At 60.9% G+C, this 19790-nt stretch carries 14 protein-coding genes; 11 read left to right on the top strand and 3 right to left on the bottom strand.

Features of this window, described 5'->3' with window-relative positions; genetic code table 11:
- The first annotated feature begins 19 nt into the window (after positions 1–19).
- From GBM95_RS05335 to GBM95_RS05285, 11 genes are all read left to right on the top strand, one after another.
- Positions 20–373: a cytochrome c3 family protein gene (locus GBM95_RS05335; protein ID WP_152158144.1), complete on the top strand. Its 354-nt coding sequence runs from the start codon at positions 20–22 to the stop codon at positions 371–373.
- A gap of 311 nt (positions 374–684) precedes the next feature.
- A complete protein-coding gene (locus GBM95_RS05330) occupies positions 685–1260 on the top strand; it encodes a pyridoxamine 5'-phosphate oxidase family protein (RefSeq protein ID WP_193222586.1) in 576 nt (191 codons plus the stop codon).
- A 248-nt stretch (positions 1261–1508) separates the two neighbouring features.
- Entirely contained in the window at positions 1509–2996 is a 1488-nt protein-coding gene (locus GBM95_RS05325; protein ID WP_152158142.1) for an FAD-dependent oxidoreductase, read from the top strand.
- 252 nt (positions 2997–3248) lie between these two features.
- Positions 3249–4649, top strand: coding sequence for a TolC family protein (locus GBM95_RS05320; RefSeq protein WP_152158141.1), 1401 nt, complete (start codon positions 3249–3251; stop codon positions 4647–4649).
- Positions 4650–4720: 71 nt separating this feature from the next.
- Positions 4721–5740: an HlyD family secretion protein gene (locus GBM95_RS05315; protein ID WP_152158140.1), complete on the top strand. Its 1020-nt coding sequence runs from the start codon at positions 4721–4723 to the stop codon at positions 5738–5740.
- Positions 5741–5767: 27 nt separating this feature from the next.
- Positions 5768–8185 (top strand): ABC transporter permease, encoded by a 2418-nt coding sequence (locus GBM95_RS05310; RefSeq protein WP_152158139.1) that lies wholly within the window; start codon positions 5768–5770, stop codon positions 8183–8185.
- Positions 8186–8196: 11 nt separating this feature from the next.
- Complete coding sequence (locus GBM95_RS05305; protein ID WP_152158138.1) at positions 8197–8982, top strand: TatD family hydrolase; 786 nt, start codon at positions 8197–8199, stop codon at positions 8980–8982.
- A 162-nt stretch (positions 8983–9144) separates the two neighbouring features.
- On the top strand, positions 9145–9849 hold the full coding sequence (locus GBM95_RS05300) for an ankyrin repeat domain-containing protein (RefSeq protein WP_152158137.1): 705 nt from the start codon (positions 9145–9147) through the stop codon (positions 9847–9849).
- Between the two features lie 3 nt (positions 9850–9852).
- Positions 9853–11985, top strand: coding sequence for a peptidase U32 family protein (locus GBM95_RS05295; RefSeq protein ID WP_226963167.1), 2133 nt, complete (start codon positions 9853–9855; stop codon positions 11983–11985).
- 54 nt (positions 11986–12039) lie between these two features.
- Positions 12040–12870 (top strand): DUF1266 domain-containing protein, encoded by an 831-nt coding sequence (locus tag GBM95_RS05290; RefSeq protein WP_152158136.1) that lies wholly within the window; start codon positions 12040–12042, stop codon positions 12868–12870.
- A gap of 604 nt (positions 12871–13474) precedes the next feature.
- Positions 13475–14995, top strand: a complete 1521-nt coding sequence (locus GBM95_RS05285) for a catalase (RefSeq protein WP_152158135.1) — start codon at positions 13475–13477, stop codon at positions 14993–14995.
- A 122-nt stretch (positions 14996–15117) separates the two neighbouring features.
- On the opposite strand, the gene ccmI is transcribed toward GBM95_RS05285, so the two are convergent.
- From ccmI to GBM95_RS05270, 3 genes are all read right to left on the bottom strand, one after another.
- On the bottom strand, positions 15118–16014 hold the full coding sequence (gene ccmI, locus GBM95_RS05280; RefSeq protein WP_152158134.1) for a c-type cytochrome biogenesis protein CcmI: 897 nt from the start codon (positions 16012–16014) through the stop codon (positions 15118–15120).
- A 126-nt stretch (positions 16015–16140) separates the two neighbouring features.
- Positions 16141–17772: an ammonia-forming cytochrome c nitrite reductase subunit c552 gene (locus GBM95_RS05275; RefSeq protein ID WP_193222585.1), complete on the bottom strand. Its 1632-nt coding sequence runs from the start codon at positions 17770–17772 to the stop codon at positions 16141–16143.
- Positions 17773–18163: 391 nt separating this feature from the next.
- Positions 18164–19579 carry an alanine/glycine:cation symporter family protein gene (locus tag GBM95_RS05270; RefSeq protein ID WP_152158133.1) on the bottom strand — a complete coding sequence of 472 codons (1416 nt, stop codon included), beginning with the start codon at positions 19577–19579 and terminating at the stop codon, positions 18164–18166.
- Between the last annotated feature and the right edge of the window lie 211 nt (positions 19580–19790).

Here is a 19790-nt window from a genome sequence, read left to right as displayed (position 1 = left end):
TCACGGGGAGAAATTCAAAATGACCAAGAATACCTTTATCGCTCTTGCCGCCGCGCTTTGCTTCGGCACCGCTTTTTCCTCGTCGGCGCTTGCTTCCGACTACACGGCTGACTTCCATCTTGCCCACGGCCAGAAGTGCGAGACCTGCCACAAGACCGCGCCGACTGAAGGCGCGAAGGTGAAGAAGGACGTCTGCAAGCAGTGCCACAGCTATGAGGCGCTCGCTAAGCAGACCGCCAAGGACGAACCCAATCCGCACTACTCGCACCTGGGCGACGTCAACTGCACGGACTGCCACAAGGGCCACCAGAAGTCCGAACTCATGTGCAACCAGTGCCATCAGTTCTCGCTTCAGGTTCCGCACAGCAAGTAATCACGGAATGCTCCTTCAGGCTCCCGGGGAAAACTCCCGGGCCTGAAAGGCGGCAGCACTCCCGAAAGACCTCAGATCGCACGACAATGCGGCTTGAGGTCTTTTTTATTGGTTTTTCCGTATTTTTCTGGAAATCCGGGCTCTCAACCATCCGCAGATTCACCGCGCCTCCAATCGCGGCCGATCGTAGGCTCACTGGATCAAGTACCAAGAAGCCCGACATGGTTTCCCGACGTATGATCGTTCCCGCTGCGCTCACAAGCGCAGGCGACCCCATACGAAATGCATGGATCAGAGAAGGAGATGCTGCCGTGCCCAACGAATCAACCGTCAACCGCCCGATGCGGCGCAAGGCCCGCGAACTTACGCTCGATCAGGCGCGGGAAGTCATCGATTTCACCGAGCACGCCGTCCTCGCAACCTGCGATGCGGAAGGCTTTCCCTACGCCGTCCCTGTTTCCCCGGTCATGGTCGGCGACGCGCTCTACTTTCACTCGACCGGTCTGCCCGGAGGCCGCAAGGCCGACAACATGCTCATGAACCCCAACGTCTCGCTCTGCTTCATCGGCAAGGCCACGACCCTGCCGCAATGGTATTCGGTCGACTTTGCCTCTGCGGTCGTCACAGGGAAGGCCCATCCGGTCACGGATGAAAAGGAGTGGCGCGAGGCTTTTGAAGCAATTCTCAGGCGCCATGCGCCGGGGAACAGCAAGGTCAGAAACGACGTTCAGTTCAAGGTTCGCGGTCCGCTCGCCATGGTCTGGAAGGTTGAGATTGAGAAAATCACCGGAAAGGCGCGCGGTGCCTCCAAATGGGAAAAAGGAAAAAGCATCAGCGAAGTGCAGGACATGGGTCCTTCTGCATGGCTTAAGGACGTGCCGCTTTAATCGGGCTTTGGTCGAGCTTTAATCCATTGCATTCAGGCGATTGGGGAGAGGCCCCTGGAGCCTCAAGACTGATGACAACACTCCCGAAAGACCTCAGACCGATCTTCAATTCGGTTTGAGGTTATTTGTTGAGAATAATTCTCAACTTCTTGAGATCGCTCAAGCATACCTATCGGCGCTTTTCTCCTAAAATTTTTCTAAATATTTCAGAGAACTTCTATTTCTGAAAACCACCAAAAGGAGAAAACATGCCTGATCTCAACCGCCGCTCCGCCATCCACACCGGCATCTTCGGCGCTGTTGCCGCCACCGCCGCCGGCACGCTTTCCGCGAAGGAAGCCGCTCCCGAATCGAACGAATACAAGAAGCTTCAGTTTGATCTCGTCGTCATCGGCGCCGGATGCGCAGGCATGACCGCCGCGCTCGAAGCGGCCGACCTCGGCGCCAAAGTGGCGCTCCTTGAAAAGATGAACATGCCTTTCGGCAATACCATCTATGCGGGCGGCCACTTCAATGCCACGAACACCTTCGTGCAGAAGGAAAACGGCCTCACCGACACGATCGACGAGTTCTACAAGGACATGATGACGGTCTCGCAGGGCCGCGGCGATCCTGCGCTCACGCGCATCTACTGCGAAAAGAGCGCCGACTGCATCGAATGGCTCTCAAAGCGCTGCGGCATCAAGTGGAAGAAGATGGTAAAGGAAGTGTGGCCCGCCACCGTTCGCGGCCACGTGGTCGACGGTCCGCAGAAGCCGAGCGGCGCGCAGCTCACTTCCCAGATGCTCGCGGAAGTGAAGAAGCACCCGAACATCACCTTCATGACGAACACGAAGGTGATCGAGCTCAAGAAGTCCGCGACGCTCCGCTGCACGGGCGCCATTGCTGTTTCAAAGAGCGAAGGCGCCCTCGACATTGATTCGAAGTGCGGCGTCGTGGTCGCGACCGGGGGCTTCCACGCCAACAAGGAAATGATCTGCAAGTACATGGGCGGCGGCGTTGCCTGGATGCCGCTCCGCGGGTCGGCCTTCATGATGGGCGAAAACATCACGCTCACGAAGCCCTTCTTCCCGAACCTCGTCAACATGGACCAGTTCCACGGCGGCCCGATCGGCGTCAATCAGGCGAATCCCTCGACGATGGTGAACTACGGCGTCATCGTCAACAAGAGCGCCCAGCGCATCATTGACGAAGAGAAGACCTACGTCGCCGTCGCGAAGGAGCTGCCGCTTCTCACGAAGGACAACTGGGCTTTCATCATCATTGACAGCCAGGTGAAGGACATCGACACGGTCGCGACCCGCATTGCCCGCTACGAGAAGGCGAAGGCCCCGATTGCGAGGGGCAATACCATCGCCGAACTCGCGCGCTCGATGGGCGTCAATGAAAAGACGCTCGAGAAGACGATCGCCGACTACAACGCGGCCGTGAAGGCCGGGAAGGCTGATCAGCTGACGCCCCCCAACACGCTCGAACAGCCCCGGCTCATCGAGAAGGGCCCCTTCATGGCGTTTGCCTTCCAGGGCGGCATGACGGCCACCTTCGGCGGCCCGAAGATCGGCAAAAACGGCGAGGTTCTGAACGGCGAAAATCAGCCGGTTCCGGGGCTCTTCGCCTGCGGCAATGCGATCGGCGGGCTCTTCTACTACGACTACATCGTGGGCTCGCAGCTCACCGCTGCCGTGATCTGGGGCCGGCTCTCCGCGAAGGAAGCCGTGAAAGCCCTCAAGGCCTGATTTTCCTTTAACCACTTTGCCCGGAGGCGCTTCAGAAACGAACGCCTCCCTTTCTCTCCTTCAAAAGGCGCAGGAGCTCCAGGCTTCCGCGCCTTCCTTTTTGTCCGGCGCTGCGAAGCGATTGAAGTGCGCTTTGCGCCTCTCCGCTGAAAGTCTTCCCGCGAACATGGGATAACCCGCATAGTCGCGTTAAAATCCCTGCCTTTCCGAACAACGGCTCGCGAAGCCCGAGACTCTTTTTCCTTCCATCCCATGTCCGTACCTTTCCGCACGCTTCCGCTCGTACTTGCCGTCAGCGCACTTCTGAGTGCCGGCACTGCGTCGGCGGCCGACTCCCTTACCTTCGAAGCCGCCCGCGCGCGCTTTCATGAGCGCGCCGACATCTTCCGCGCAGACGCTGCGGAAGTCGAACGCGCGCGCCATGCGTCCGAAAGCGCCAAATCGCTCTCGGGCCCCAAGGTGGACATTACGGCGATGCAGGTCGAAGGAAGGAAGGACCTTGACCTCAATCTCGACATTCCGGCGAGCGTGCAGCAGCTCGGAAACGTGCTGACGGGCGGCAAATACCCCATACCGAGCTCCATGCGCTTTACGGACGAGCTCGACCTTTCGGGTCCGCGCGCGATGATTTCTGCCACATGGCCCCTCTATACGGGCGGCGCCATCACGGCGCAGCAGAACCTTCTCGAGCACAAGGTCCGGGAGGCTTCGGCCGCGCAGAGCGCCCGGCTTGAGGAAAAGGACGCCGACCTCGCGATGCGCTACTGGGGCGTGCAGCTCGCGCGCTCGGTGGAGGAGCTCCGCCGCGAGCGCCTTAAGGACGAGGAAGAGCAGGTCCACCGCGCCATGCGCTTTGAAAAGAAGGGCCTCATTTCCCGGATCGAGCGCATGTCGGTCGAGGTGTCGCGCGATGCGGCCCGGCGCGAGCTCGTGTCTGCAGGCACAAGCGCCCGCGTGGCGGAAGCCGAACTCATGAGCGCGCTTCGCGAAAAGGAGCTCCCCGCCCTTGCAACGCCGCTCTTCATTCTCACGGGCGACCTCGGGACGCTCTCCGAATGGCAGTCGCGCGCGAGGATCAATTCCCCCGTGCTCTCGAGGATCGACGCGCAGGTGAGTCAGGCCGGAGAAGGCGTGCGGGCCGCTGAAAGCGCCTTTCATCCGCAGGTCTTCGCCTTCGGCATGAAGAACCTCGTGAAGCACTACCTCACGCCGGTTGAACCCGACTGGATGGTGGGGCTCGGCATCAAATTCACGCTCTGGGACAACCGCGACCGCTTCTCGTCGCTTGCCGCCTCGCACGCGCAGGAAGAAAAGGCGCGTGCGGCGAAGGCCGAAGCCGACAATGCGCTCGCGAGCGCCGTTGAAACCGCATTCCTGCGCACCACGCAGGCGCGCGAGGAATACCTCCTCACGGCGTCGACCGTAGCGCTTGCGAAGGAAAACCTGCGGCTCAGGGAAGCGAGCTTTGCCGAGGGGCTCTCGACGGCGCTCGACGTCCGCGAGGCCCGCACGCAGATGACGGGCGCGCAGATTGCCGAGCGCGCCGCCGCCTACAAATTCGTCGTCTCCTGGGCCATGCTTCACGGCGCCGCGGGCGTCATGCCGGACTTCGTCGCGACGCTCTCCCGGCCGGACCTGAAGCGCGTCGAATAACGCTTCTGCCGCCGTCAGAAGCCTCCGAAATCCTTTTTTCTCTCTTTTTCTTCTTTTCTCCTTCAACCGTCATGCAGAGCGCAGCTTCGGGCCGTCAGGCTCAGAAACCCTCCATTCTTCCCGCAGTCTTCGGCGCCCTGGTTCTTCTCGGCGCCGCCGCCTTCATCGGCTGGGGCATCTGGCAGGCGATGACGCCCGTGCCCGTGCCGCTTCAGGGCATGATGGACGCGACGACCGTCTCCGTTTCCTCGAAGGTGCCCGGCCGCATTGCCGCGATTCACGTCCGCGAGGGCGACCGGGTGAAGGCGGGCGACGCAGTGGCGCGTCTGGCGCTGCCTGAAATCAATGCAAAGGTCTCGCAGGCGAAGGCCCTTCAGGCGGCGGCTGAAGCCAAGGCGTCGCTTGCCGATGAAGGTCCCCGGACGCAGGAGCTTGATGCGGCCAGAGCCGACCTCGCCCGCGCGCGTGCAGGACTCGCGCTCGCGCAGAGTTCCTGGAAGCGCGTCGACGCGCTTCAGAAGGAAGGCCTCATCAGCGCGCAGCGCCGCGACGAAGTGCTGGCACAAAGAGAAAGCGCAGAGAAGCTCGTCGCCGCTGCCGAAGCCAAGGTGTCTGCGCTCGAGGACGGCGCCCGCCGGCAGGAAAAGGCTGCCGCCGAGGCGCTCGCCCGTCAGGCTGCGGGCGGCGTTGAGGAAGCGTCGTCCCTTGCCGGCGAGGCCGACGTCCGCTCTCCTGCTTCAGGCGAAGTCACCCGCGTCGTGCTTCACGAAGGCGAAATCGCCCCGGCCGGCTTCCCGGTCGTTCTCGTCACGAACCTCGAGGACAGCTGGGCAACCTTCAACGTGCGCGAGGACGAACTCCCCGGGATGGAAGTCGGCAAGACCTTTACGGCCAAAGTTCCCGCCCTCGGCAAGGACGTTTCCTTCCGCGTCTACTGGATCAACCCGCGGGGCGACTACGCCGTCTGGCGCGCGACGCGCCAGTCCTCGGGCTACGACATCCGCACGTTTGAAGTGCGCGCAAGGCCCGTCGAAAAGACCGACGGCCTTCGCCCCGGCATGACGGTCATCATCGACCGCGCCGGGCGCTAACGCAGATTCTGGAAGCGAGTCCAATCCATGCGGGTCTGGTGTCAGCGTGCGCTCTCCATTTCGCGCCATGAAGTGAGGCAGGTTCTTTCGCATCCGGTCGAATGGATCGCGGGGCTTGCCGTGCCGCTCTTCTGGGCGCTTCTGATGTCGATTGCCTTCGGGACGGGCATCATGACGAAGCTCCCCGTGGGGCTTGTGGACATGGACAGGTCCGCGCTCTCGCGCGAGACCATTCAGGCGCTCGACGCCATTCCCTCCATCCGGCTCGAAACGCGGGAATCGTCCCTTGCTGCGGACGAGGATCTGAGAGCGCGAAGAACGTACGGCACGATCACCATCCCGAAGGGGTTCGAGGAAGAGAACCGCCGGGGCGCCGGCGCTCCGGTCGTGCTCGAGCTCAACAAAACCTACTACGCGATCGGCACGATTCTTGAGGTCGACATCAAGACGGCGCTCTCGACCCTCCAGATGACGAGGCTTGCCGTGAAGCGCACCGCCGCCGCTGGCGGCACCTTCACGGAGAACGGCGGCCACCTGAGGGCCACGCTCCCCGATGTCTGGTTCCTCGGGAACCCGAGCTTCAATTTCGTCGCCTACCTGCTTCCGACCTTTGTTCCCGGCCTCATGGCGCTCGGCGCCCTCTTAGCCTTCGTCTCCATGCTCGCGCGCGAATGGCGCGAGGGGGGGTTAAGAATGCTCCTCAAGGAGTCCGGAGGCTCTGCAACGGCGATCGTTGTCGGGAAGCTCGCGCCCTGGCTTCTCTTCTGGCTGCTTGCTATTTCCGTCTGGACGGCGGGCTTTGCCGGATGGGCGGGCTGGGGTGCGGCAGGACCGCTCTTTCTCTGGTTCACCGCCGGGTGGCTTCTGATCCTCGCGATGGCGGGGCTCGCGCTCCTTGTCGTCGCCATTTCGCCCACCTGGGTAATTGCGCTCTCGGCCTCCATCTGTCTGGTTGCCCCGACCTTTCCCTTTACGGGCTTTTCCTTCCCGCTCGACGCGATGACGCCGGGGGCCCGCGCCTTCGGCGAACTTCTCCCGCTCACGCACTACCTCGAAGCACAGAGCCAGATCTGGGTGATGAATGCGCCGCTCGACGCCGTCGCCCGCACGCAGATGACGCTCGCGCTCTTTCCCATCATCTGCTTTGCCGCCGCGCTCCTGATTCTGCCCCTGCGCATCCGGCAGTGGAAGAAGGCGGAAGCCATGGCTGCGGGCTTAAGAGCCGCGGAGGCTCAGGTCCCGCCGCAGGGTAATCCGCCGGCAGCGGGCTTCTGGAAAACCTTCGCGCTGACGCTAAAGGCAAGCTTTCTCTCGCGCGACACCATCGCCATTTTCGGCATGGCCGCGGCCTTTTATCTCGTCTTCTACGGCTGGCCCTACGGCACGCAGCAGATCGAGAACATCCCGACGGGGATTCTCGACCTCGACCGGTCGGGGGCTTCGCGGCGCCTCATCAATGCGCTCGACGCCTCGCCCACGACGAAAATCAGCTTTGTTCTTCATTCGGAAAGCGAGGCCCTTGACCTCTTCCGTCGTCAGAAAACGGACGTTCTCGTCACGATTCCGGAGGACTATTCGGAGTCGCTTGCGAGAGGCGAAAACACGACGATTCACATCCTCGGAAGCGGCGCCTATCCGGTAAAGGCGCGCGCCGTTCAGTCGGCCGCCGCCGGGATCATTTCCAACAAAAAGGCGCTCCTTGACAATGCCTCCCTGATGACGCCGGGCACGCCCGTCGCCTCGCTCGAGGCTGCAGCCGTCGCCGCTCCCGGTCTTCTCGTCACCTACCGCTTCAACGAAATCTCGGGCTACGGCAACTACACCGTGCCGATGGTGGGGCCCGTCATTCTCCAGGCCGTCATCCTCATGGGCATCGGCATGGCGATGGGCGGGTGGCTCGCGGGCCGGCCGCGCCTTCCCTTCATGCGGGACGTCATGCGGCGCCCCTGGTGCGAGGGGCTCGGGGTCTTCCTCGCCTTCTGGTCGATTGCTTTCGGCTGGATGCTCTACATCGAAGGCTTCGGCTTCCGGTTCGGCGACTACGGCGCCTTCGGGAACCCTGAGGCCGTGATTCTCGTGAGCGCATTCTTTTCGGCCGCCGTCACCGCCTTCGGGCTTGCCGTCGTGACGCTCCTCGGCTCCAACGCCTGGGCCGCGCCCGTGACGGTGATTATCTCCGCCCCCGCGCTCTTTATTTCGGGCGCCGTCTGGCCGCTCGAAAACCTGCATTGGGCGGCCATTGCCGTCTCGCAGCTGATTCCGACGACGCCCGGGATTTTCGCTTCGGCCGCCGCCGCGCAGGACGGCGCGGAACTGAAGGACATTCTCCCGGCGCTTCTGCACCTTCTCCTCCTCACGGGCTTCTACGGCCTCTGCTATGTGCTCCGGCTCGCCTCGATGAAACGCCCTGAAGCGCTTCAAGGCGCGGCCGAGGATGTGGTCTAAGGACTCTTGAAATGCTCACTCCCTACATTGACTCTCACTGCCATCTGACGGACAAGGCCTTTGATGAAGACCGAGAGGCCGCAATTGAACGCATGAAGGATGCCGGCATGGTCGCGGGCATCACGATCGGCTGCGAAGACGACGACATCAAGCCTCTGCGCGCGATTCTTGACGCCCATCCGGGCCTCCTCTTCGGCGCCTGGGCCGTCCATCCGGAATACCCGGAACTGAGGGAAGCCGACGTCGACGAAATCGCAGAGCGGGCGAACGAACCCGGCATGGTCGCGGTCGGCGAGACGGGACTCGACTTCTACTGGTGCAAGGAGCCCCTTGACTGGCAGCGGGACCGCTTCAGACGCCACATTGCTGCCGCAAGAAAGGCTGGGAAGCCCCTCATCATTCACGCGCGGGACGCCGAAAGCGCGGCGCTCGAAATCCTGAAGGAAGAAAAGGCGGGAGACCTCGGGTTCGTGATGCACTGCTTCTGCGGAACGCTCGAGACCGCCGAGGGCGTGGTCGCAGCAGGCGGGCACGTGAGCTTCACGGGTAACCTCACCTTCAAAAAGAACGAGATGCTCCGCGAGATTGCGGGAAAAATTCCGCTCGATCGCCTTCTCATCGAAACCGACTCGCCCTACATGGCGCCCGTTCCCTTCCGGGGAAAGCGCTGCGAACCCGTCTATTCGCGGGAAGTGGCGCGTGCGATTGCCGCAGCCAAGGGGCTCGACTTTGATGAAGCGCTGCTTGCCACCGCACGGAACACCGTGAAGCTCTTCAGGCTTCCCATTGCGCTCTGATCCGGAGAGCGGCTGAAGGCGCTTCTCAGGCAAAGGCGCCGATGCCCCGGCGAAAATCGTTAAGCCTGCTTGCACTCTTTTGAGAGATCACCCGACGGAACGCCTGCCGCCGGGTGTTATTCTTCCAAACCATCAAAATATTTCACGGATCCTTCCGTCACCATGCGCATCAGACCCCTCTTTCTAGGTGCGAGCGCCGCGCTTGCCCTTTTTGCCGCTGCCGTCTCCTTCCCGCTTTCCGCCGCCCCTCAGGAGGAAAACGCACTCACGTCCGCCCAGCTCTCCGAGATCCGGCAGGCCGTGCGCGCCGGACAGGCGAGCGTCGTTGAAGAGCTGATCGAGAAGGGCGCCTCGCCCAACTTCCGCATGGAAAACGGCGATACGGGCTTCACTTACGCCCTTCGGGCTGATACCCCGCAGGTGGCGGAAGCCCTTTTGAAGTCAGGAAAGCTCGCCCTCAACGACGCCAACCGCTTCGGCGAAACGCCTCTCATGATGGCGGTCTTCAAGGGAAACAGCGAACTCTTTGACGAGCTCCTCAAAGCCGGAGCCGACCCGAAGGGCGGAACCAACTGGACGGCGCTTCACTATGCCGCAACGGGAGGCCGCACGGACATGATCGAGAAACTTCTTGCGCTCGGAGCTTCGCCCAACGTGCAGACGTCGTCCGGCGTAACGCCGCTCATCATGGCGGCGAGAAAGCCCTCGCGCGCCTCCGTCATGGAGCTCCTCAGAGCCGGCGCCTACCGCGACTACTGCACCGACAAGCGCGAGTCGCCTGCCGACTTTGCCCGCCGTGCGGGCGACCAGGAGCTCGCCAAGTACCTCGCCATTGAAACCTGCGCCGTTGTCGGCAAGAAGAAATAAGCCATGACGCTTCATGCCGGATCCTGGGCGAGCGTGCCGCCGCGCACAGCGCTCGAGCTCCTCGCTCCTGCACGCGATGCCGACACCGGCATCGCCGCGATCGACCATGGGGCGGACGCCGTTTATATCGGCGGCCCCGCCTTCGGCGCGCGTGCGGCTGCGGGGAACTCCCTCGACGACATCGCGCGGCTTGCCGACTATGCGCACCGCTTCAATGCCCGCGTCTTCGTCGCTTTGAATACGCTCTTTAAAGAGGACGAAGTGGAGGCCGCCCGACGGCTTGCCTTCGAGATTCAGAAGACTCAGGCCGACGTTCTGATTGTTCAGGACATGGGGCTTCTCGCCGGGGACCTCCCCGACATGGAGCTCCATGCGTCGACGCAGTGCGACATCCGCACGCCCGAAAAGGCGGCGTTCCTCGAGGCCGTGGGCTTCTCGCAGCTCGTTCTCGCGCGCGAACTCTCGCTCGACCAGATCCGGGCCGTGCGGGAGAAGCTCGCGCACGCGCGCATTGAATTCTTCGTCCATGGGGCGCTATGCGTCAGCTACTCAGGCCAGTGCTGGATGAGCGAAGCGCTCACGGGGCGCTCGGCCAACCGCGGCGAATGCTCGCAGCTCTGCCGCCTTCCCTACGACGTTGAAACCAAGGAAGGCCAGGTCCTTGTCCGCCGGAAGCACGTTCTTTCACTCAAGGACAACGACCAGAGCGCGAACCTCGAGGCGCTCATCGACGCGGGCGTCTCCTCCTTCAAGATCGAGGGGCGCTTGAAGGACATGGCGTACGTGAAGAACGTCACGGCCTTCTACCGCGAAAAAATCGACGCCATCATCCGGCGCAGACCAGAGCTCTCCCGCACTTCCGAGGGCGTAAGCACCTATTCCTTTACGCCTTCGCCCGACAAGGTCTTCAACCGCGGAAAGACCGACTACTTCATTCACGGCCGCGAATTTGACGCCCCCTACGAGCTCGCTGAGCTCGAGAGCCCCAAGCATGCGGGGAAGCCCGTCGGCCGGGTTGAGCGCATTGAAGAGAAGCGCCTCGTCGTGCGGGCGCTCCCCGGCGTCACCTTTGCAAACGGCGACGGGCTCACCTACCTCGCCGACGACGAGGAAATCCGCGGAATCTCCGTCAACCGCGCGGAGCCTCTGAAGGAGAAGGACCTCTGGGCGCTCTATCTCCTTCAGTCCCCGAGGAAGTTGGAAGGGCTCGAGCGCGGACTGGAACTGAAGCGCAACCGCGACCACGTCTTCATGAAGACGATGGAAGGGAAGACTGCCGAACGGCGCATTCCGATCGACCTCATCTTCTCCGCGCACGAGGATTCGCTTGACCTGATGGCGACTAACGGCACCCACTGCACGAGCGCTTCCGTGGCGCTCGACCTCACAGCACCCTCGGACCCGCAGAAAAACATTGCCTCCCTCAGGGCCAATCTCGCGAAGCTCGGCGACACGCCTTTCGCGCCGAAAGAGATCTTCGTTCCCGAAAATCTAGACGTCTTCGTGCCCGCAAGCTTTGCGAACCACCTGAGGCGCAGCGCGGTGGAGGAGCTTCTCGCCATGCGCGAAGCTTCACGCGTGCGCACAGAGCGCGCCCCCTGGGACGATGCCGTTCCCTATCCGGTGAAGTTCCTTTCCTACAAGGCCAACATCGCCAACTCGGCAGCAAGGCGCTTTTATCTCGCGCACGGAAGCCGCGAGCTCGAACCTGCCTTTGAGATCAAGCCCGTTCAGAAGGCGGATCTCATGACCTGCCGCCACTGCGTGAGGGCAGCCCTGAAGCTCTGCCCTAAGATGCTCAAAGCCTTCCCGGAAATTCTTCAGACGACGGAACGCGCGCTTCTGCGTCCGGAACCGCTTATCCTCATCAATTCCGCGGGCGAGCGCTTTGAAGCCGAGTTCCACTGCAAGGAAAATCCCTGCGAGATGACGATCACGGCGATCGACGATCTCACCCGGAAGCGCCGGGAGAAAAGGGAAGCCATTCCCCCCCAAACCGACTTCGCGAGAAGAGAAGGCTGTTCCCTCCCGGAAGCCGAAGGCGCGAGCCGCGGGCTTCAGAGACGCTGCCGGCACCTCGAAGCGCGCCCGCGAAGGCGCGGAGCGAGCGCAGACGAAGCGCCGCCGTTAGTCTGATGACTGACGCCCCGACTTCCATTTCACTTTTCTCATCACTCAAGGACCCCCGCCATGCTTTACGACGACGAAACCCTCGAAATCCTGTCGCCGAACCCGGTAATGGCGGCGCTCATTAGTGATCTGAAGACGGCGATGACGAAGTTCCCGGAGCCCGAGGCTAACAGTGCCGAGCCCGTGCTCTGGGAGGATTTGCCGCTCGAAGCCTTCGTGCGCGAGGCGGCGAGACTCCCCCTCATGCTTTCCGGGTGGTCGAAGGGCGATATTCCCGACTCGAACCTCTCGACGGGCGAGATTCTTCATGATCTTTCGTCAGAACTCGACATCATGAGCGGCGAGGATCTGAATGAAGCGTTCCTCATGGACGTCGAAGGTCAGGGGGTTGCCGCCGACTACCGCAGGATTCTCGAAGCCCGCTCGGTTTCCCTTCTCTGGAAGAACAGCGCCGTCATGGGCTGGAGCGGCTTTGAAGTGGAAACGCAGAACCAGGAGCTCCAGGAAGCTTTGAAGAGAAAGCGCGTCTTTGCCGATGCCTTCAGAGGCGAAATCGACTGGATGACGCTTCGCTGCTGGGACCTTCTCAAAGGCGCCGCCCTCATTGAAAAAGCGATTGCGGGCGAAATGATTTCCGCTGAGGACGCCGGGCACTTCAAAAAGCGTATCGGCGGGGAACTCCTTCTTCGCTACTCCTCGTGGGATTCGCTCGCGCGGGCGCTTCAGATTGCGGCCGTCTGGATCGGGCTCGAAGAGAGCGTCCATGCTGCCGAAGATGCGCTTCATCAGATGACCACGGTGCTCGAGTCGCTTCTTTCCGAAGGCGACGCCTGGCGGCAGTTCCCGTGGTCCAGGCAGAAGGAAGATGAGTCGCTGCCGGAGGTTTACTGAGACCGGCGACAGGAAGACGCAGATCCTGGTCGAAAGGAATGAATCCAACGGCTGAACTGACCTGATCGTCCAGGCACTGCTTCCCAAAACGACGAAGTTGATTTGAGCGCGCCCTATGGCAGGCTCTTGCTCCCTGTCCGTCATCTCCAGCGTCGTTACTCTTTACCCAATGCCCGCAGCGAATCTTCCCGCCGTAGAGTCCTCGCTGTCGGCAAGCCCTGCCTCTCGTTGTTCGGCGAAAAGTCTTCCCCGAAGCGGCATCCATCTTCTGCCTTTCCTCCAACAAGCCGGATCGATGAAAGCAGCATCGATCGTCAGGCACCTCGCTCACGCATAGAGGCTCCTGTTGATGAAGCGTCGTTCTCTCCGACTTGCCTCTGGCAGATCACCTAAAATAATCCTTAAAAATCAATAAATAACAATTGCATCACCTCATGGATGCACTCATGCAACCATGGCTGCCAAATACATAGTCGACAACTATCGATATACATTTACTTATAAGTAAATCCAAATAAACGATCGCACTGACGATTGTCTTCACTTATCATTAGATGAAAATTGATTGTTTTTATCAATTATCGATTTACCGGAGACAATCCCTATGAAGAATCCCATCCAAACGGCCCGCAATTTTGCCAGCCGCCTCTTTACGGCCTTCGGCGCCCCCGTCGCCGACAACAACAACGTCATGACGGCCGGCCCCCGCGGCCCCATGCTTCTCCAGGATGTCTGGTTCCTCGAGAAGCTCGCGCACTTTGACCGCGAGGTGATCCCCGAGCGCCGCATGCATGCGAAAGGCTCCGGCGCATTCGGCACCTTCCGAGTAACGAACGACATCAGCCGCTACACCAAGGCGAAAATCTTTGAGAAAGTCGGCAAGGAGACGCCCCTCTTCATCCGCTTCTCGACCGTTGCGGGCGAGCGCGGCGCAGCAGATGCCGAGCGCGACATCCGCGGCTTTGCCGTCAAGTTCTATACCGAGGAAGGCAACTGGGACCTGGTCGGAAACAACACGCCGGTCTTCTTTCTGCGTGATCCGCTCAAGTTTCCCGACCTCAACCATGTCGTGAAGCGCGATCCCCGGACAAACCTCCATTCCAACACCTATCAATGGGACTTCTGGACGCAGATTCCTGAAGCGCTCCACCAGATCACGATCGTCATGAGCGACCGCGGCATACCGAAGAGCTACCGCCATATGCACGGCTTCGGGTCCCATACCTTCTCCTTCATCAACGCCAGAAATGAACGCTTCTGGGTGAAGTTCCATCTCAAGTGCCAGCAGGGCATTGAAAACCTGACGGACGAAGAGGCGGCCGCCGTCATCGGGAGCGATCGCGAATCTCACCAGCGCGACCTCTATGAAGCGATCGAGCGCGGCGACTTCCCGAAATGGAAGATGTATGTTCAGGTGATGCCTGAGTCCGATGCCGACAAGGTCCCCTACCATCCCTTCGATCTGACGAAGGTCTGGCCGCATGCAGACTATCCGCTCATTGAAGTGGGCGAACTTGAACTCAACCGCAACCCTGAAAACTACTTCCAGGATGTCGAGCAGGCAGCCTTCAATCCGGCAAACATTGTTCCCGGAATCGGCTTCTCGCCCGACCGCATGCTGCAGGGACGACTTTTTGCATACGGCGACGCCCAGCGCTACCGCCTCGGCGTCAACCACTGGCAGATCCCGGTGAACAAAGCCCGCGGATGCCCCTTCCTCGCGATGTTCCACCGCGACGGCGCGATGCGCATTGAAAATCAGGCGAGCGACATCACCTACGAACCCAACACCTTCGGCGCCTTTGCGGAAACGCCGTCTGCCCGGGAACCCGATTTGGCACTCTCGGGCGCTGCGCAGCATTACGATTTCCGCGAATACGACAATGACTTCTACACGCAGGCGGGAAATCTCTTCAGGCTTCTCCCGGCCGCAGAGAAGGAACGGCTCTTTGCCAACACGGCCCGCGCAATGGCCGGCGTCCCCGACGCCATCCGCACGCTGCATGCGGCCCATTGCTTCCTTGCCGACAAGGCTTACGGCGAAGGGATTGCGAAGGCGCTGAAGCTTGACCTTTCGGCCGTAGAAAAGCGTGCTGAAGAAGAACTAAAGCGCTTCGCGAGATAACCGGAAAAGAAACGCATTCTTCAGAGATGCAAATCGGCCGCTGCGGAACTCTCCATCCGCAGCGGCCTCAATTTTTATTGAGACAAATTCCTCCGGAAAATGATCCGCAGGAGAAATTCCCATCAGGGCTTTGCCTTCGTCTCCGCCTTGCTCTGCGCACGCGACTCAAGCATTCTCAGCGTCTGCTCGGCCTGCATGTAGTCGGGGCTGTCGGGCGGCATTTTCTGAATCATATTTCTCACGAGCGATGCCGCGCCCGACCAGTCTTCCATCGCGACCGCACCCATGAGCGCAAGCTGCTCGGCACGCGGGTCGCCGGCCTTCAGCACCAGTGCTTCATTCAATGCCTTATAGGCATCTGCATAAAGCTCCGTTTCCTTCGCCGTCAGAACGGCTGCGCCGTATTCGAGCATCACGTCCGGGTCGCGCGCGATCTTCTCGGACGAATCGCGCGCTGCCTTATAGGCGCGCGACGCCGTTCTGAAGTCGCCTTCATCGATCTTACGGTGAGCAAGAAGCACCCACGCGCGCCCGTCCTTCGGCGCCTTTTCCAGATAGGCTTCGATCGATTCTGCCGATGCCGTACCCTGAAGCACCTTCTGCGCCTGTGCGAGCTCAAGCATTTCAGGAGCCCCCAGGAACCAGTAGCTTCCGACGGAAACGAAGGTGACGAGCGCAACCACGATGGCGGCGAGCTCTCCGCGCGTTACCTTGAGCGGCACGCGTTCAAGCTTCTTTTCCTCGTCGTTTAAAGCTGGTTTCTGCTCTTCCAGAATGCGGCGCCGGAGATCGGCGAGCATCGCGTCGTAGTGCGCCTGATCGAGCCTTCCGTCCGCATGGTCGCTGTCGAGCTGCGCCTTCTCGGCGCGAAGTGCCTCGCTCACAAAGGATTCCGCACGCGCATTGCGGACGTCTTCCGTTTCCGCTTCTTTTGCGCGGAAGATGGTCGGAAGAAGCGCCGCAAGGGCGATGATGAGCATCACCGCGCAGACAGCGTAGAGGATCCAGGGATTAGACATGGTGGCGTGCAGAAAAAATGAAGGGATTAAGGATAACCCTTAACTGTAGCGAAAGGGACGGCACCCTGCGATGTCGTCCCTTTCAATTTTTTGCTTCAGAAATTTCCAGAAGCTTATTTCAGGCGATTACTTCTTGGCCTGAGCCTTGGCGGCAACAGCCTTTCTCAGGAGAGCGGCGGCATCGCTCGCGGCCTTGGCGCTCTTCGCGAGACTGCGCGTGGCGAGTTCAGGATTGTGGAAGTAGGCGCCGTTCGCAGCCGTCCAGTATTCCCAGTTGACGTGAGCGGAAGCGTGGAGCTTTCTGGCTTCGTCGAGGGTCTTCTGATCAACGCCCGCGGCGATCGCGAGATCAAAGGCGTCGAACATGTCGTTCATGCGGGCTTCGGCCTCGCGGACCTTGCCTTCGAAGTGACCCTTCATCGCGTCGATCGCGAGATTCATCTGCTTCTCGGTCTTGTCCTTGTGGCAGGTCAGGCACGTTTCCTTCATGTAGTGACGCGGCGAGGTAGCCCAGTGGAGGGTGTACATCTTGCCCGTCTTCTCATCCTTCACCTTCGGCATATGGCAGGTCTGGCAGGTGGCGCCCACCTTGTCATGCACGGAGCCGAAGAAGGTTTCCGCATCCGGGTGCTGCATCTTGATGAGGGAGGCGCCCGTCACGTTGTGCTTGAAGTCGCGGAACGGAACCTTGTCGTAGTACTCCTCGATCTGGTCGGCATTGACGAACGGGAAGAGGTTGGTCCAGCGGTTGTCGAAGCCCACCTTTTCGCCCGTCTTGCCGTTGAAGCCCGGGTTGCAGACGTATTCAACGTGGCACTGAGCGCACATGAGGTTCGCGTCCGGACGCTCGAGGTAGCCCACCTTGCGGGTGAAGCCGCGCATGCCGAAGTCCTTCACGTCGACCTTGGTCGGATGAGCCGCAACGGACTTCCAGACGTTCGGAACGTCCTTGTTGTCGCGCGTGACGGCGTCAATGAGCGCGTCGCGGATGATGCGCGGCTGCGCCGTATGCGGATCGTGGCAGAAGTTGCAGTTGAGCGCGTGGTTGACCTTGCGGACCACATCGACGGGGTTCGAGCCGCGGTTGAAGGTGGCGCCTTCAACCTTGTCGCCCATGTAGGCCCAGTCGAGCATCAGGTCGGCCGACTTGCAGCTCCAGCAGACGCCGTTGCCGGCGGCAGCGGTGCCGGGCTTATGCGCCTTCTGGGTGTTGTTGTCCGGATAGTTGTCCTTCAGAACATCCCAGACCTTGTAGGACTTTCCGCCCTCAAGCGTCGTGTAGAGCCAGCCGTCCTTCGGCTCAAAGCGGCCGCCGAAGGCGCGGTCGACGATGAACTGGTCGATCGCCATCCAGGTGTGGGCGCGCGGAAGATCATGCTCCTTCGTGAAGCCGTGAGCGCCGAGCGCACGGTCGAAGAACGGGTCAGGCGCGGGGCCGCCGGCAGCCTTCTTCGACTGACGGGCGGGACGGCCTTCGTCCTTGTAGAGCGACGTGTACTGGGGCTGATGGCAGGCGCCGCAGTTGGCCGGATCCATGTTGACGGTCGGGCGGGCCGAGGGCTTCTTCAGATGTTCGTCAAGACCGGTATGGCAGGACGTGCAGGCGACGTCCTTATGGGCGGCGCCGGCGTGGACCTTGGTGATGTTCGAGTGGCAGATCGTGCAGTTGGCGAGATCTGCAGCGTTCGCGGCGGTGGAATACGCTCCGAGGGAGAGCATGGCGGCGGCGAGCGCGGTAAACATATGCTGAGACTTCATGGGGGTCTCCTTTCCTTGCGGATGGATTTTTTCTCCCGGATTTGCAAATCCGTGAAGAAAGTTGCTTTCTTTGTCTTATGCAAGGAATTGTATTTTTCCTTAAAGGTTTCTTAAAGCTCTCTGACGGGAGAGGCGAAGGCACTGTTGAGAGCCATTCTCAACACCTTGAAACCTTAGGAAGACAGTTGTTTTAAAGCGTTCAAAACGCAGTTGATACCCCTTATGAGATAAATCCGCACCACCCCACCCGTAAAAACCCACCCTCCCGAATGCCGGCATTGAAGCGCAAATCCCTTGAAAACAAAAAGCCCGCAGAGCTTCGAACGCCTTCTTCCTCAAAGAAAGCGATCCGCGCTGCGGGCGGGCAATTCATGAGGCATTTAGAACGCCGTCAGTCCTCACCTTTTCTCGGCCAGGCGAGAATCCCCTTCTGCGAGGGGAGAATCGCCGGATCAAATTCCGGCTCGGCGATGCCTTCCGCCTTCTGACGGAAGTAGTCCTTTTGAGCAATGAAGGCGTAGCGCCCGAGGAGCAGAATGGCGCCGAGGTTGAGCATGGCCATCAGCGCCATGAAGAGGTCGGCCAGGCTCCAGACAAGATCGAGGCTCGCCACGGCGCCGAAGAAGACCATGCAGACGACGAGCGCGCGATAGATCCAGACCGCCCCCTTGAAGCGGCTGATGAAGTCCATGTTCACTTCGCCGTAGAAATAGTTGCCGATGATGGAGCTGAAGGCGAAGAAGAGGATCATCACGGTCATGAAGATGTTGGTCCAGCCACCCAGCTGTCCCGTGAGCGCATGCTGCGCGAGTTCAATGCCCGTGAGACCCGATCCCTGCCAGTCGGGCGAGAGGAGCACAATCATTGCCGAGGCCGTGCAGACCATCAGCGTGTCGACGAAGACGCCGAGCGCCTGCACCAGTCCCTGCTTCACCGGGTGTGATGCGTCGGCGGTGGCGGCCGCATTCGGCACCGAACCCATGCCGGCTTCGTTCGAAAAGAGGCCGCGCTTCACGCCCGTCATGACGGCAAGACCGAAGCCCGCGCCCATGGCGGAGTCGAAGCTGAAGGCGCTCGAAACGATGAGCTTCAGCACATCAGGAACCAGCGTGATGTTCATCACGGTCACGATGAGCGCCACGAGAAGATAGGCTCCTGCCATCACCGGAACGAGCATGCCGACCACCTTCGCGATGCGGGTGAGGCCGCCGAAGATCACGAGACCGGTAAGGACCGCGATGACAAGCCCCGTATACCAGGGGTCGGCGCTCAGCGACGTCTTGAGCGAGAGCGCGATGGTATTGGACTGGACGCTGTTGAAGATGAGGCCGTAGGTAACGGCGAGAAGCACGGCAAAGAGCCAGGCAAAGAAGGGAGACCCCAGCACATTGCCGATGTAGTAGGCGGGTCCGCCCACGTAGCCCCCGCCCTTTCTCGGCGCCTTATAGATCTGCGCGAGCGTCGATTCGACGAACCCCGTGGCTGCGCCCAGGATTGCAATCACCCACATCCAGAAAACGGCGCCCGGGCCACCTACGACGACCGCAATCGCAATGCCGGCAATGTTGCCGACGCCGACGCGCGAGGCGGTGGAAACGCAGAACGCCTGGAACGTGGAGATGTGGCCTTCGCGGGCCTTATGCGCGGAACCGTCGCCGAGGAGCCGGAACATTTCGCCCATATGGCGGATCTGCACGAAGCCGGTCCTCGCCGAGAACCAAAGACCGCATCCGACGAGAAGGATGATGAGAACGTAGGACCAGAGGACGTCGTTGATCGAACCGACAATGCTGCTGAGAAAATCCAATTGCGAATTCCTCCCTGAGGGTGAGAGCGTAGTTGAGAGCGGGAAAATTGAAGGCAAACGCTTAGGCTACCATTTTTGACGCTTCCTTTTTCATTTCAAACGCTGTAAACAAATCGGGTAGAGGGCCCCCTTGCAGGGTACCCCCTCCCACACCGCATGGCCCCGTGATCGGGCCCTTTCGGACATGCCGTTCGGCATCCGGCGGTTTTCA

Origin of the sequence: Sutterella seckii (assembly GCF_009183815.1) — a bacterium.
Taxonomy (GTDB): Bacteria; Pseudomonadota; Gammaproteobacteria; order Burkholderiales; family Burkholderiaceae_F; genus Sutterella; species Sutterella seckii.
The sequence above is the reverse complement of the archived record's forward strand: the minus strand, read 5'-3'. Positions and strand labels throughout refer to the sequence as shown.